At 34.1% G+C, this 15,469-nt stretch carries 16 protein-coding genes; 13 read left to right on the top strand and 3 right to left on the bottom strand.

Annotation, left to right across the window (positions count from 1 at the left end):
* Nucleotides 1-200 precede the first annotated feature (200 nt).
* The 5 genes from prdC (at nt 201) to HMPREF1983_RS05870 (ending at nt 5,892) form a co-directional block, all read left to right on the top strand.
* Nucleotides 201-1,496 carry a proline reductase-associated electron transfer protein PrdC gene (prdC, locus tag HMPREF1983_RS05890; protein WP_021753385.1) on the top strand — a complete coding sequence of 432 codons (1,296 nt, stop codon included), beginning with the start codon at nt 201-203 and terminating at the stop codon, nt 1,494-1,496.
* A 95-nt stretch (nt 1,497-1,591) separates the two neighbouring features.
* Nucleotides 1,592-3,391 (top strand): D-proline reductase (dithiol) proprotein PrdA, encoded by a 1,800-nt coding sequence (gene prdA / locus HMPREF1983_RS05885; protein WP_021753384.1) that lies wholly within the window; start codon nt 1,592-1,594, stop codon nt 3,389-3,391.
* A gap of 13 nt (nt 3,392-3,404) precedes the next feature.
* On the top strand, nt 3,405-3,842 hold the full coding sequence (locus HMPREF1983_RS05880; protein WP_021753383.1) for a CBO2463/CBO2479 domain-containing protein: 438 nt from the start codon (nt 3,405-3,407) through the stop codon (nt 3,840-3,842).
* Between the two features lie 12 nt (nt 3,843-3,854).
* A complete protein-coding gene (gene prdB / locus HMPREF1983_RS05875; protein WP_021753382.1) occupies nt 3,855-4,580 on the top strand; it encodes a D-proline reductase (dithiol) protein PrdB in 726 nt (241 codons plus the stop codon).
* Between the two features lie 67 nt (nt 4,581-4,647).
* A complete protein-coding gene (locus tag HMPREF1983_RS05870; RefSeq protein ID WP_021753381.1) occupies nt 4,648-5,892 on the top strand; it encodes a glycine/sarcosine/betaine reductase component B subunit in 1,245 nt (414 codons plus the stop codon).
* A gap of 264 nt (nt 5,893-6,156) precedes the next feature.
* Here HMPREF1983_RS05870 and HMPREF1983_RS05865 read toward each other — a convergent pair whose 3' ends face one another.
* The 3 genes from HMPREF1983_RS05865 to HMPREF1983_RS05855 form a co-directional block, all read right to left on the bottom strand.
* Nucleotides 6,157-7,311, bottom strand: coding sequence for a DUF819 family protein (locus HMPREF1983_RS05865; protein WP_021753380.1), 1,155 nt, complete (start codon nt 7,309-7,311; stop codon nt 6,157-6,159).
* Between the two features lie 272 nt (nt 7,312-7,583).
* Entirely contained in the window at nt 7,584-8,111 is a 528-nt protein-coding gene (locus HMPREF1983_RS05860) for a hypothetical protein (protein WP_021753379.1), read from the bottom strand.
* A gap of 20 nt (nt 8,112-8,131) precedes the next feature.
* Nucleotides 8,132-8,452 carry a hypothetical protein gene (locus tag HMPREF1983_RS05855; RefSeq protein ID WP_021753378.1) on the bottom strand — a complete coding sequence of 107 codons (321 nt, stop codon included), beginning with the start codon at nt 8,450-8,452 and terminating at the stop codon, nt 8,132-8,134.
* Nucleotides 8,453-8,647: 195 nt separating this feature from the next.
* Between HMPREF1983_RS05855 and upp the strand changes: the two genes are divergently transcribed.
* The 8 genes from upp to atpD all read left to right on the top strand — a co-directional run bounded on the left by upp (nt 8,648) and on the right by atpD (nt 15,469).
* Nucleotides 8,648-9,277: a uracil phosphoribosyltransferase gene (gene upp / locus HMPREF1983_RS05850; RefSeq protein ID WP_021753377.1), complete on the top strand. Its 630-nt coding sequence runs from the start codon at nt 8,648-8,650 to the stop codon at nt 9,275-9,277.
* 156 nt (nt 9,278-9,433) lie between these two features.
* Nucleotides 9,434-10,162, top strand: a complete 729-nt coding sequence (gene atpB, locus HMPREF1983_RS05845; protein ID WP_021753376.1) for a F0F1 ATP synthase subunit A — start codon at nt 9,434-9,436, stop codon at nt 10,160-10,162.
* A gap of 87 nt (nt 10,163-10,249) precedes the next feature.
* Nucleotides 10,250-10,465 (top strand): F0F1 ATP synthase subunit C, encoded by a 216-nt coding sequence (gene atpE / locus HMPREF1983_RS05840; protein ID WP_021753375.1) that lies wholly within the window; start codon nt 10,250-10,252, stop codon nt 10,463-10,465.
* Nucleotides 10,466-10,515: 50 nt separating this feature from the next.
* Nucleotides 10,516-11,037 carry a F0F1 ATP synthase subunit B gene (gene atpF, locus HMPREF1983_RS05835; protein WP_021753374.1) on the top strand — a complete coding sequence of 174 codons (522 nt, stop codon included), beginning with the start codon at nt 10,516-10,518 and terminating at the stop codon, nt 11,035-11,037.
* The gene (atpH, locus tag HMPREF1983_RS05830; RefSeq protein WP_021753373.1) at nt 11,037-11,576 is read left to right on the top strand and encodes an ATP synthase F1 subunit delta; all 540 of its coding nucleotides are present in this window, start codon (nt 11,037-11,039) and stop codon (nt 11,574-11,576) included. The genes atpF and atpH overlap by 1 nt, the downstream gene beginning before the upstream one ends.
* A gap of 27 nt (nt 11,577-11,603) precedes the next feature.
* Nucleotides 11,604-13,106 (top strand): F0F1 ATP synthase subunit alpha, encoded by a 1,503-nt coding sequence (gene atpA, locus HMPREF1983_RS05825; RefSeq protein WP_021753372.1) that lies wholly within the window; start codon nt 11,604-11,606, stop codon nt 13,104-13,106.
* A 35-nt stretch (nt 13,107-13,141) separates the two neighbouring features.
* Entirely contained in the window at nt 13,142-14,014 is an 873-nt protein-coding gene (gene atpG / locus HMPREF1983_RS05820; RefSeq protein ID WP_040461158.1) for an ATP synthase F1 subunit gamma, read from the top strand.
* Nucleotides 14,015-14,053: 39 nt separating this feature from the next.
* Complete coding sequence (gene atpD, locus HMPREF1983_RS05815; protein ID WP_021753370.1) at nt 14,054-15,469, top strand: F0F1 ATP synthase subunit beta; 1,416 nt, start codon at nt 14,054-14,056, stop codon at nt 15,467-15,469.

Below are 15,469 nucleotides of genomic sequence, written 5' to 3'. Positions count from 1 at the left end.
CAAGGGTTGGATTTGGAAAAAAATAATAAAAATAAAAAAATAGATAAACAGTATAATAAATTAAATAATAAAAAATAGCTGTATAACGAAAATGATAAAAAAATAACATTTCGCTATTTTTTTAAGAATATAAAATATTGCGTTATCAAAAAAAACAGCTGTATAATAACAGTGAAAATTATAGAAGGGAGATTTAGAAAATGGAATATATTTTTCCGCTTAAGCAACATGTAGGTGCTCCGTCTGAAGTAATAGTAGAGAAAAACTCTACTGTATCAAGAGGTGAAATGATAGCAAAAAAACCGGATTCTGCATTGGGTAGTAATATATTTTCAAGCGTTAATGGAATAGTGACTGATGTGACAGAAGAAAAAATAGTCATCGAAGAAAAAGACACAGATTTTTCTACATACAAACCGTTAACCTCTACTACACCTGAAGATTTAATAGCAGAATCTGGTCTAGTAGGATTAGGCGGTGCAGGGTTTCCGACAGCTGTGAAACTTGGAATACGTTTTGACAATGGTACCGGGACAGTGATCGTTAATGCAGCAGAATGTGAACCGATATTATCACATAATATCGCACGTATAGAGGATAAACCGGAAAATCTTCTTAAAGGATTGCGTATCGTAATGAATATAGTTAATGCTAAAAAAGGAATTGTAGCGTTAAAAGGTATTCATTCGGAAGCCGTGCAAATATTAAAATCAGCGGTTCAAGATGATGATATTACCATTTTTGAATTGGAAAATATCTACCCGATGGGAGAAGAGCGTGCTATTATTAGAGAAAGTTTAGGAGTATTGTTAAAACCGGATAAATTACCGTCAGAAGCAGATGCTGTAGTAATTAATGTAGAAACGGTGTTAAAAGTAAGAGAGATAGTAGAAGAGAAAAAACCGTTGATTGATAAAGATTTAACAGTAGCAGGAAAGCTGACGGATGCCGGTAGTATTCATGTATTATTCGATGTTCCTTTAGGGTCATCGGTCGGCTCGCTATTTGATAAATGTGGTGGTTTAGATAAAGAGCATGGTGAGTTGATTATGGGAGGGCCTTTTACAGGGAAAAGAACATATGTTGAAGCACCGATTGTAAAAACTACAGGTGGTTTAATTGCCGCAGAAAAATTCTTGCCAAGTCCGGAAAAAATAGGAGTATTGGTCTGTGCATGCGGTGCGAATGAAGAAAGACTTCGTGAACAAGCAGCCAGCATGAATAGTGAAGTGGTAGGTGTAGAGTTCTGTAAAAATGCTATATTGATGAAAAATGGAACCAGAAAATGTTTAAATCCGGGGATTTGTCCAGGGCAAGTACAAAAGGTAATGTCGCTAAAAAAAGCGGGTGCACAGGCTGTTTTAATTAGCAACTGCACAGATTTTACGAATACTGTAATGTCTTGTGCTCCACAATTAAAATTACCGGTTTATCACTGTACTGACGGTGCATTAAGATTCGTTAACTATAAACTAATAAGAAAATTTAAAAACTAATACGGGAGGAGAAAATATGAATATGGAATTTCGCTGACATATTTAAAATTATAAAGTAATACACATAAAAATAATACATATTGGGAGGTAAAACAATGTCTATTACAGTAGAAACATTAGAAAAACACTTAAAAGATCCAGCGATTTTTTGTTGTAGAAGAGAGAAAGGTCAAGTAATCGGAGCTGCCGATTTAGAAGATCCGGGTCTATTCGAAGACATGATTGATGCAGGATTGCTAACATTAAGCCCTGACGGACTTACTATAGAAGAAGTGTTAGGAAGTACATTATTGGAAGATGTAGAAGCTTTAACACCGATAAAAAAAGAGTACTTGGATAAAATAAACGAAGTACAAAAAGATATTACAGAAGAAAAACAAGGAAACGTGGTTGAAGAAGTAAAAGATGCTAAATCATCAGTTTATACACAAACAACTCACGGAGGTAATGGAATGATTCATATAGAAATTGGTAAAGCCGAAAAATTTGAAGGATTGAAATTAGATGTTCCTGTAGTAGTGGGTGCCGGAAATGCTCCAGAAGTGGCAGAAGCAGCTGAAAAAGAAGAAAAATTAGGTGAGAAAAAAGTAATCCGCACATTAACTAAAAAACATATCAAAATAACAGATGTAAAATTAGGAGATAAAACTTCTATCAAAGATGGTGTTATCACAATTGATAAAAAATTAGCAAAAGCTGCACTTGGTGAAGATGAATTATGTAAAAAATTAGAATTGGATGTTATTTATCCTGATAAACGTCACATTTACACTGAAACAATTATGGACGTGTGTCCTATTGCAACAAAAGTAGAAGGAAAACTTGGTGAAGGTGTAACTAAAGTATTAGACGGTGTAGTATTTATGCTAACTGGTGTTGATGAAGACGGAGTTCAAGTACATGAATTCGGTTCTTCAGAAGGGTTCTTAGATGAAAAAACGTTTTATGGACATCCAGGTTGTGCAGATGAAAACGATATTATTATTCGTTGCCATGCAACAATCGAACGACTATCAGGTATGACAAGACCGGGACCTTTTGCAGCGCACAAATGTCAAGACTTTATCGTACAAGCAATTCGTGAAGAATTAAAACATTATGACGGTGAAGTAGTAAGAGAAGAAATCTGTGAAGATGTAAGAAGAAGTGGAAATCCACGTGTTGTATTGGTTAAAGAAATTATGGGACAAGGTGCTATGCACGATAACGTTATTTGTCCGACAGAACCATGTGGTATCATTGGAGGTCAAAAAAATGTTGACTGCGGTAACGTGCCGATTATTTTAACACCGAACCAAGTACGTGACGGTTCTATCCACGCTTTAACTTGTATCGGACCTGCAACAAAAGAAATGACTCGTCACTACATTCGTGAACCGCTTGTAGAAGGATTAGCAGAAGATGCAGAACTTGATTTAATCGGGGTTATCTGTGTCGGTTCACCACAAGTAAATGATGAAAAATTATGGGTATCTGAACGTTTAGGATCTTTATTTGAATCATTAGACTTGGATGGTGTAGTTATCACAACAGAAGGATTTGGTAACAACCATATAGACTTTATTGAACATATTGATCAAGCAGGAGTAAGAGATATTCCGGTAGTAGGGGTTTCATTCTGTGCTTACCAAGGTCAGTTAGTAGTAGGTAACAAATATGCTACTGCTATGGTAGAAGAAAATATCGATAAAGGCGGATTTGAAAATGATATAGCCGGATGTTCTTGTGTAACACCGTCAGTAGCAGCACGTGCAATTCAAATGTTGAAAAACAAAATGGCGGGTGTAGAAGTAAAACCGGCAGAGAAAAAATGGAATAATGACGTTATTAATGCTAATAACAAACTTTTAGGTCTTCCGGAAACAGTATTAGTAGACAGTAAAACATATCACTAATTTAGGAGTAATAATGGATTATATTATAAATCCGGTAATGATGGGTGGCATAATTAAGGAAGTAAAAGAAGATAAAGTAAAAATTCATCTTCACGGTCGTTTAGGCGTGATTACTGTACCGACAAAACTAATTAAGACAGATAATATTTTAGAGATGGGACATGTATTAGAATTTTACTTTAGTTATATTCAAGTAATGGAAGACCCTTATGAATATGATAGTTCAGATATATTTTATGAAGAAATGCAACCATGTTTACTGGGAGGAAAAATTACTCAAGTAAATGATACCGCCATAGAAGTAGCAATAATGGACGGATTGGGTACTATAGCTGTACCAAGACGTTGGGCGTTTACAACTGTGGTGTTAAAAGAAAATCAAGATGTAGAATTTTATCTTAGTCACATGAGAGTGATAGGAAAAAAGAAAATTACATTAGCTAGAGCTTAAGGAGAAAATACAATGAAATTAACAACAAAACCAGGGATGCAATCAGAAATTTTCGTGCCTATTACACCTAAAGCAATATTTACAGAACTAAAGAAACCGTTAAGCGAATGTAAAGTTGCATTTATTACAGCAGGTGGAATACATATTAAATCACAAGAACCGTTCAATACATCAGGAGATTTTACATATCGTACAATTCCGTTCGATACACCATCTAGTGAATTAATGGTAACACATGGTGGGTTTGATAACTCTGATATTAATAAAGATCCAAATGCAATGTTACCGATTGATAGATTACATGAATTGGTAGCAGAAGGATTTATCGGATCATTACCAAAAGAAACATATACGTTCATGGGTGGAGGCGGTAACGTCGAAAAATTCACCAATGAAACAGGACCGGAAATTGCTAAAAAATTAAAAGAACAAGGTGTAGATATTGTATTATGTACAGGTGGATGTGGTACATGTCACCGTTCAGCAACTATCGTAACACGTTGCTGTGAAGAACAAGGAATGAGTTGCTGTGTAATTGCTGCACTACCACCAATTGCTCGTCAACAAGGTGCACCACGTATTACTGCACCTCACGTGCCAATCGGCTCAAATGCAGGGGAACCTAATAATATCCCTATGCAAACAGCAATTGTTAAAGAATCATTAGAATGGGTAAGAGATTGTCCAAGTTTTAATGAAACAAAAATATTACCTTATGAATACCGTCATAACGTGTAATATTGAATGTATATAGAAATGAAGAAGGGGGGTATCCTCCTTCTTTGTTTGGAAAGGAGTTGTAGCTATGGGATTGGGGCCGAGTATAAAAATGACAACACTTCATCACTATCGCTGCCCGCTTGTAGAGGTAGCAACAAAAGATAGTGATATTGAAATAGTTGGAATTATAGTAAGCGGTGTTTCTGAAAGTTATGATGACAAGGTTTATTCGGCTAAGAGAGTAGGCGATATAGCTAAAACCTTGCAGGTAGACGGTGCTTTAGTAGCTATTGACGGTTGGGGAAATCATCATATTGATTTTGTTAATATAATTGAAAATCTCGGAAAAAATGATATTTCAAGTATTGGTCTTAGTTTTATCGGTTTGCAAGGACGATTGGTATGTACAAATCAATATATAGATTGTATCATAGATACAAATAAGGGAACAACAGGATATGAATCATGTATGGTAGGCGAAAATAACTTGACGGATTATGATGCTAAAAAAGCAGTGGCAATTTTGAAAAATAAGTTAAGCAAACGGCAACGATTGAATAATATAAACAGCAATAAAGAGTTAAGAGTAGGAAAGTTAACCAAAAAAGTATTTACTATCAATGAAGTAGCGTTCGGTGAAAAGACGGAGCTGATTAATAACAAGCTAATTATCAGAAAAAATATAGCTAGGACATTTATCTCATTTGATAAGAGAATTAAACAAATAAAAGTAAACATTATAAAACCGCATGAACATAATATTTTTGTCAATTCTAACTTAGATTGCATGCCGATAGCATGTAAATATTCCGGAGAATTAGGAGAAGGTATAACGCATGAATTAGATGGTGTTACAGTTATGATAACCGGAGTAGAAATAGGAACGGGTTATCAACCGGCCAATATCGGATCATCAGAAGGTGTATTAAAGGACAGAGTATATTTCGATAGAGCAGGGACGCCCGGTACATCTGACTATATAATTCATATTGATTTCTCGTTTTTTGACGGAGAAGGTCGAACAGCGGATGGAGTTATCGGTGCGCATCGACTGGTAGACTTAATTGTTCAAGAAATTCGTGATGTATTGGTAAAGGTAGACAATATTCCATATAAAAAGTATGAGTATTATGATGTAAGAAAACCTGATAAAGCTAAAGTTGTTATTGTAAAAATAGTATCCGGTTTGGGAAATATGTATGATACAGTGTTATTTCCTTTAGAACCGGGAGGAATACTTGGGGGGCGCAATATAAGAGATAGTAGAAATTTACCTTATGTAATAAGTGTAAATCAATGTCGTGATGGTGTTATTCATTCCTTATTATAAAGTTATAAAATAGTTAAATATTTTTTTGAAGAAATAAGTTGGAGAATAATATTGTGTGTTAGAATAAATATAATAGTAATTTTTTGATAAAGGTTTAATGAAAACACTTATATCTAATTTTTATATAGATGTTTTACTTGATTATTTTAAAAAATTATAGTTGGTTATGAAGTTTAGATTATTTGATTAAGAAAATTTATAATAAAGAGGATTATTATTTAATTTGATTTAATTACCAAGTTAAATAATAATCCTTTTTTACGTTTAACCTAAATATTGTCCGATTAATATACCTATATATGTTCCGATAATATAACCGAGGGTACCGACCAACATTGCCGGAGCAACAAGTGAATTCCAACCTTTTGAAATAGCCATAGCGGCGGCTGTTGTAGGACCACCTATATTGGCATTTGAGGCAATAATAGCCTCTTCAATAGAAAAACGAAATAATTTAGCCGCTCCAAAGGTTACAAGCATATTAACAATTATCATTATTGCACAAAATAGAAGTAATAATGGTGATTTTTCAACAATTGCTTGAATTGAAGCAGGAATTCCAATGACAACAAAGAAAATATAAATAAGAAAAGTTCCTATCTCATTAGCCCCTTTAAATGATGTGAAGTATTTAGGGAAAAGGGATGCTAATAATACTGTCAGTGTTGTTACTAATAGATATTTGTTAGAAATAAATGCTATCAAAGGTGATTTACCTAGGGAAGCAAGATAAGTCGATAAGCTAAAGCTAATAGCTACTATAACAACCGCGGTGGCAAAGGTAAATGCAATATCTCTAACTGCTACAGTTGTTTTGCTGTTATCACTACTGTGGTGCTGTACATTCGTTTTATTGTCGAATGTTGTAATAAAAAACTTTCTAAATATTGGAAGAGTAGGTATAACTATAAGTATGAAAAAGTACAATACCATTAGCAAATTATCACTAACCGTTGCAGCGGAAATCAAATCGGTGGGTACTTCAAAAGCACTCGCGACAGCAACAAAGTTAACTCCGCCACCAATATACGAACCGGTCATAACTCCGGCAATATGATTAAGCGCCGGTACGAGGTTATGTAAAGCAAGATAACCGAAAATGGCACCTAATATTGTTCCAAGAGAGCTGATAAGAAAAATAATAACCATTCGTCCACTTTCACGCCAAATTTTTCTTAAATCACATTGGAAGAGTAACATCGCCACTGCGAGCGGAACAACATATGTCCAGATTGTATCATATACCGGAGATTCAAGCGGAATAACATGTAGGTTACTTAACGTTGCGGCAATAATAAGACCGATAATTGCTCCGCTAATTTTAGCGGCCCAACGATATTTTTCTTCTAAATAGATACTTAACGTTGCAATAGCTATAATAATTGCCCATAATGCCCATGTGTTTTCTGAATTTATCATGATATGTACACCCTTTCATTAAATAATTAATATTATTATACAATAAAATATTAAATAAAACTATTATAAAAATCTGCTTAAATAATGAGTTTGTTGTGGATATTCATATTATTACTAACAATTGTTTAAAAGTTCATTAAAATTATCTGAAAAAACTATTTTATAGTTATATAGATTATAGTGAAATCGTTAAGATTAGTATATGTAATCAGCTATAAAAATTCCCCATATATCTGATGAAAATGTTTATAGATATAGGGGGAATATAGTTATTAACGACGTCTATTATAGTAAATATAGTAGATAGCAAATAATACTACAATACAGTACAATGTAAAGTTTGGGTTATTAAGATAAAATAACATTGCTCGATTGGATGAACGCATTAAGATACCTTGAATAATAGACGGTGCAAATAAAATTGCCAGTATATAGACGCTTTTTGTACGCTGAGCTACTAGAAGAAGTACAACTAATAAACCAACTAACAAAAAAATTGCTACATATTTATTGATTATAATATTAAACATTGTAGGGAATGTGAAAGGATTATAATAGATAATAAGTGCCAATATCATAATTATAATTGTAATAATGGTATTTTTAGTCCGCTCATCAAGTTTTGATTTGTTAGTATATAAAAAGATATAACTCAGATAAAAGCCGCCATAAACCAATAAAGCGACGACGAATGCTTCGGCAATGTTAAGAATAGCAAACGGGTTGACTAAGATAGGGCCAAGATAAAACAGCATATAAACGCCTGTAGATATTAGTAAATTTCGTTTTAATGTAGTCATAAAAATCTCCTGAAAATTAATTATTTGAGTAGACCGGAAAGTCCATAAGCAAGAAAAGAAAAAATAATAATTATAATTATTAAGACAACAGCACTGGTGTTAAAAGTATATAATAGAGGAACTGCCAAGACTGAAGTAATAATTGGAATTAAAATATTTCTTTCTAAAAAGAACGAAATAATAAGGTTAATCGCAAATGATACAAAGGTAAAAAATAATATCAGTATAAGTCCCATTTTTGATAAATTATTTTCTTTAGAAAAATGTAAAAATAAAAACGGAACAGCATAGTAAAAAATACTCGTAATTAAAAAAGTAAGTAAAACATTTTTAGTTTTCATGGCATCTCCTAGGTTTAAATATAAATATATATCTCTCTAATTTTAATAGTTTAATGCAAATAAGTCTAGTAATTTATGTTGAATAGTAGGAAAATGTTTTTTGATAACGGTTGAAAATATTTCAGATTTAACTTGTTAAAAAAGTTTAATTAGAGTAAAATAAATATAACAATACTAAAAAGGAGAATTGAAATTATGTCAAAAGTTCATGTATTTGATCATCCATTGATCCAACATAAACTATCTTTTATCAGGGATAAGAGAACGGGTTCAAAAGACTTTAGACAACTTACCAACGAAGTAGGGTCTTTAATGGCTTATGAGATAACTCGTGATCTGCCGTTGGAAGAAGTAGAAGTTGAAACACCGATTCAAGTTACTACTTGTAAACGTCTTTCCGGTAAAAAGATAGTTTTTGTTCCTATTTTGAGAGCAGGTTTAGGGATGGTAGACGGTTTAATGAATTTAATACCATCGGCAAGAGTAGGGCATGTTGGGTTATACCGTGATCCTGAAACTCTTCAACCACATGAGTATTTTGTAAAAATACCAAGCAGACCGGAAGAACGTTTGTTTATTGTTGTTGATCCGATGTTAGCAACCGGTGGATCCGCTATAGCGGCAATAAATTCATTAAAACAACGTGGAGTAAGTAATATTAAATTTATGTGTCTAATAGCAGCTCCGGAAGGAGTAGAGGCATTACGTTTAGCACATCCTGATGTGGATATTTTTATAGCAGGTTTAGATGAAAAATTAAATGATCATGGTTACATTGTACCCGGATTAGGCGATGCGGGGGATAGAATTTTCGGAACTAAATAATGAAAAAGTGATTTTTTCATAAAATTTTATAAAATTTTATAAATGGCTGGTAAATATTTTAAAATGGTATTATAATATTCAATAGGTATTTCTTGAATTTATCATACAACAGATTTAGAAATATAAGATACATAAGAAAAGAGGTGAGAGAAATATATGGAAGAGCATACATATCTTATTACCAAAATGTTTGGCTATGACATAACGGTCAATATTCCTAGTGTAATCACAACCTTAATTACACTGTTGCTTACTTTTATTTTTGTGATGTTTATTACTAGTAGAATAAAATTAAGACCTGATAGCAAACGACAAAATGCAGCTGAGTTACTTGCGGTTTTTGTTAGTGATAACGTTATCAAAGGTAACGTAAACTGGAAAAAGTATGGTAAAGGATTGTGGGCAACGGCACTAACACTTATTTCCCTTATTGCTGTAGCTAATACTATTGGTGTTCTGATAGAAGTAAGTTATGATGAAGTAGTTTATGTAAATTCAGTAACAGCAGATCCGACATTTACTTTCTCTCTTGCGTTGTTAGTTATAATCTTTACTCACTATGCAGGAATTAAGTACAAAGGAACAAAACATTACTTTAGCACATATACATCTGCGGGTATAGGTATTACACCGTTTAAAGTATTAGAGGAGTTTACAAATCTTCTAACCTTGTCAATGCGTTTATTCGGTAATATTTATGCCGGAGAAGTTTTATTAGCACTTTTAGCATCACTTGCAACAGTTGGTGTTTTCGGTGCAATAGCCGGTATAGCCGGGCTAGTAGTGTGGAAAGGATTCTCACTATTTATTGGTGTTATCCAAGCGTATATCTTTACGATATTAACATTTACATATTTATCACATAAAATTAGTGATGAGCATTAATTTGCATTTTATATAATAAACACAAAAAATGTGTAAAATTAATAATTAAGAAAAATTTATTTATTATCCAAGGAGGAAAATATAATTATGGTAGGATTAATTGGAGCAGGATTGGCAGCAGGATTGGCAGCGATTGGTGCCGGTATTGGTAACGGATATTTATTCGGTAAATTTATGGAAGGTGTTTCTCGTCAACCTGAAATCGAACCTAAACTTAAATCTAATGCGTTTGTAATGTTTGCACTTGTTGAAGCGGTACCTATCTTAGCTATCGTAGTAGCGTTTATTCTTTCATTCAAATAATAAGTATATCCGATTAAAAGAACAACAAGAAGAACAGGAGCAGTTAGCAAATGAAAAATTTAGTATTTTTAGCTACTGAACACTCTTCTCATCAAGGGTTTAACTTGGGGAATATGGCTATTAATATAATAGCTGTACTAATCTTATTGGTATTACTGAAAAAATTTGCTTGGGATAAATTAATTGATATGTTGGATGAACGTCAACAGTTGGTAAACAATCAACTGGATGACGCAGCCAAAAATCAAAAAGAAGCATTGGTTTTACTTGAAGAAAATCAAGAAAAATTAAAAAATGCCCAAAAAGAAATAAAGGCAATGATGGAAGACGCACGTGAACAATCTAAGATTGAAAAACAGGCAATTCTTGATGAAGCTCGAAAACAAGCGGAACAATTAAAAGTAAATGCTCAACGAGATATTGAAGATGAGAAGAAAAGGGCACTTGAAGAAATTAACAAACAAGTTGCTGAACTATCTGTATTAGTAGCTTCTAAAATTTTGGAAAAAGAACTTAGTGAGTCACATGGTGATTTCGTAGAAAAAGTTATAAAAGAGGTAGGGGTGAAATAATGAGTAAATCAGTGCTTGCTAATAAAATCGGAGATTCATTATTCGATGTTGCACGTGACAGTAGCTCATTAGAAGAGGTTCTTAATGATTTGAAAGAAGTTGCTTTAGCAATTACTTCAAATGACGATTTTATTACTTTGATGAACAACCCTAATATAGAAAAAAAACAGAAAATAGAATTAATAGATGCTGCATTTATCAATGTAAATCGAAACGTTGTTAATGTAGCCAAAATATTAGCAGGAAACTTGCAAATCAGCTTAATAAATTTTGTTCTGGAAGAGTTCGAAGAACGCTTTAATAGATATTCGAAAAATATTCTTGTTAGAGTCGAATCTGCTAGTCAACTTACACAAGAACAAATTTCAGAATTAAAAGAAAAACTTAAAGCTAAGTTGCAACTAGATAATGTAGAAGTTAGTAATGTAATTGATAAGAGTTTAATCGGCGGTTTGAAAATAACTTATAATAACAAAGTTATTGATGCCAGTATAAAAGCAAGATTAAATAGCATAAAAAAACAAATTTCTAATATCTAGTAGAAATTGAAACAAGGAGGGACATAAATGGCTATTAAAGCTGAAGAGATTAGTGCATTACTAAAATCGCAAATAGAAAATTATCAGTTTGAAGTTAAGTCAACGGATGTCGGAACAGTAATTGAAGTAGGGGACGGTATAGCACGTGTATATGGTCTTAACGAAATAATGAGTGGAGAACTTGTTGAATTTACAAAAACCGGAGTTATGGGGCTTGCTCAAAACCTTGAAGATACTAATGTTGGGATTGTAATTTTAGGGCCAACTACCGATATTAAGGAAGGTGATGAAGTAAGACGTACCGGACGTGTTATGGACGTTCCTGTTGGAGAAGAATTAATTGGACGTGTAGTAGATCCGTTGGGGCAGCCGGTAGACGGACGTGGACCGGTAAATACAAATAAAAGAAGATCGATAGAATCACCGGCTGTCGGAGTTATGGGTCGAAAATCTGTATCTGTTCCATTCCAAACAGGTATTAAAGCGATAGATTCATTGGTACCGATTGGGCGAGGACAACGTGAACTTATTATCGGTGATAGACAAACAGGTAAAACAGCTGTTGCAATAGATTCAATTTTGGCTCAAAAAGGTCAGGATGTTATTTGTATCTATGTTGCTATCGGTCAAAAAGAATCAACAGTTCGTAGTGTTGTTGAAACGTTAAAAGAACATGGAGCATTAGAATATACAATTGTTGTAACAGCAGCAGCTTCGCAACCGGCACCGTTATTATATATAGCGCCGTATGCAGGGGTAGCGATGGCTGAAGAATTTATGTTTAATGGAAAAGATGTAGTAATAGTATACGATGATTTATCTAAACAAGCAGCAGCTTACCGTGAGTTATCATTACTACTTAAACGTCCACCGGGACGTGAAGCATATCCGGGGGATGTATTCTATCTGCACAGCCGTTTATTAGAACGTGCGGCACGTGTTAACGAAGATTTTGGTGGTGGAAGTATTACAGCATTACCGTTTGTTGAAACTCAAGCCGGTGATATTTCTGCTTATATCCCAACTAATGTTATTTCTATTACAGACGGACAAATTTTCTTACAATCAGACCTATTTTTCTCTGGTATTAGACCGGCAATTAATGCGGGATTGTCCGTATCTCGTGTAGGGGGATCTGCACAAATTAAAGCTATGAAAAAAGTATCAGGGACATTACGTCTTGACTTGGCATCATATCGAGAACTTGAAAGTTTTGCACAATTCGGTTCTGATTTAGATCCGGCAACTCGTGAAAAACTCGAACGAGGTAAACGTACGGTAGAGGTATTAAAACAAGATTTACATAAACCTATTCCTGTAGAAAAACAAGTAATGATTTTATATGCTTTAACACATGGTTATTTAGATGATGTTGAAGTAAAAGATATACATAGATTTGAACAAGAGTTATATGCTTATCTTGATGCACATCCGACAGAAGCTATAAAACATATACAAGAAACAAAAGATTTACCTGAAGAAAAAGTTATGAATGAAGTTATTGAAACATTCAAAAAAACTTTTGCTTAGTGTAAATTATTCAGTAGAAAAAGGTGGTGAACTAATTGGCGTCACTAAGAGATATAAAAAATAAAATCAACTCGACGAAAAAAACTAGTCATATCACTAAAGCGATGGAGATGGTATCAACATCTAAATTACTAAAAGCACAGACCAATACTCAAAAATTTAATCCTTACATGAAAAAAATGCAGGAAGTAATGGCTACTATTTTTTCAAAAGAAGGTAGTATTAAACATCCAATGTTGGAAAAAAGAGAACCTAAAAAAACTCTTTATGTAGTTATTACCAGCGATAGCGGATTATGTGGAGGGTTTAACTCAAATATTATAAGAAATTTTGTTAATACTACAAAAGAACGACATATAAGTCATGATGAATATGGTATAGTTGCAATAGGTAATTATGGTGCGGAATTTTTCAGAAAAAATGGTTATAGCATCGTTGAAAGTTATAGAGATATACCGGATGAGCCAAGTTTCACTCAGGTTAAAGAGATTACTAATAAAGTTGTGGGATATTTTACTGACAAAGAATATGATAAAATTTATCTTCACTACAACCACTTCGTTAGTATGATTCAGCAAGTTGTAACGGAAGATCAGGTTCTTCCGATAGAAAATGCAACGCAGTTTAAAAATTCTAATAACCAAGTAACAGGTGCTTATGAATTTGAACCCGGAGAAGAAGCGGTATTAGATGTACTGTTACCACAATATGCAGAGAGTATGATTTATGGAAGTATATTGGATAGTAAGGCTAGTGAACATTCTGCAAGAAAAACAGCTATGAAAAATTCAACTGATAATGCAGGAAATATTATTGATACACTTACGATTAAATATAATCGTGCGAGACAAGCAGCGATCACACAGGAAATTACCGAAATTGTTAGTGGAGCGGCAGCTGCAAAATAGAAAGAAGAAAGGAGAAGCTATTAAGTTAGCAAACAACATATGAATAAAGGTTATATTCTCCAAGTTATGGGACCTGTAGTAGACGTTAAGTTCGAATCAGGGCATATGCCTAATCTATTGAATGCTCTTGAAGTATTTGTAGATAAAGGTGATGGAAATAAAGAAAAATTAGTTCTTGAAGTTTCTCTTGAAATTGGTGACAATGTCGTTAGAACTATAGCGATGTCGTCTACTGATGGATTAAATAGAGGAGCGGAAGTAGTAGATACAGGAGCACCAATTTCAGTGCCGGTTGGAAACTTTACTCTTGGGCGTGTATTTAACGTCTTAGGTGAAGCGGTGGATCATGGGGAAGAAGCTGATAGCAATGTAAGAAAAGATTCTATCCATAAAGAAGCGCCAACCTTTGAAGAATTATCTACTCATGTAGAAGTATTGGAAACAGGTATTAAAGTAATAGACTTACTTGCACCTTATATTAAAGGTGGAAAAATCGGATTATTCGGAGGTGCAGGTGTTGGTAAAACGGTTCTTATCCAAGAGCTTATTAACAACGTTGCACAACAACATGGTGGTCTTTCGGTATTTACCGGAGTAGGAGAACGTACTCGTGAAGGTAATGACCTGTATTATGAGATGAAAGATTCAGGAGTTATTAACAAAACCGCCATGGTATTCGGACAAATGAACGAACCGCCCGGAGCACGTATGCGTGTTGCATTAACAGGGCTGACAATGGCTGAATACTTCCGTGATGAAGAAGGACAGGACGTATTGTTATTTATTGATAACATTTTCCGTTTTACGCAAGCAGGATCTGAGGTATCTGCATTACTTGGACGTATGCCGTCTGCCGTTGGTTATCAACCGACACTTGCTACAGAGATGGGGCGTCTTCAAGAGCGTATTACATCGACGAAAAAAGGTTCTGTTACATCTATTCAAGCGATTTATGTTCCTGCCGATGATTATACCGATCCGGCACCGGCTACAACGTTTGCCCACTTAGATGCAACAACTAACCTTGAACGTGCATTAACTGAAATGGGTATCTATCCGGCGGTTGACCCGCTGGCTTCTACATCACGTGCTTTAGCACCGGAGATTGTAGGAGAAGAACACTACCAAGTTGCGACAAGAATTCAAAGAACACTTCAAAAATATCGTGAATTACAAGATATTATTGCTATCTTAGGTATGGACGAACTTAGTGACGAAGACAAGAAAACAGTTGATAGAGCAAGACGTGTTCAATTCTTCTTATCACAAAACTTCCATGTTGCTGAACAGTTTACAGGGCAACCGGGTTCTTATGTTCCGGTAGAAGAATCAGTAGAAGCATTTAAAGGAATTTTAGACGGTAAGTACGATCATATTCCGGAAGATTGCTTCCGTTTAGTAGGCGGTATAGAAGATGTATTAGAAAAAGCACGTAAATTGGGAGTTGAAGTATAA

The sequence above is a fragment of the Gemella bergeri ATCC 700627 genome (assembly GCF_000469465.1).
In the GTDB taxonomy this organism is placed as follows: domain Bacteria; phylum Bacillota; class Bacilli; order Staphylococcales; family Gemellaceae; genus Gemella; species Gemella bergeri.
Note: the sequence above shows the minus strand (reverse complement) of the source record. Positions and strands in the feature narration are given on the sequence as shown.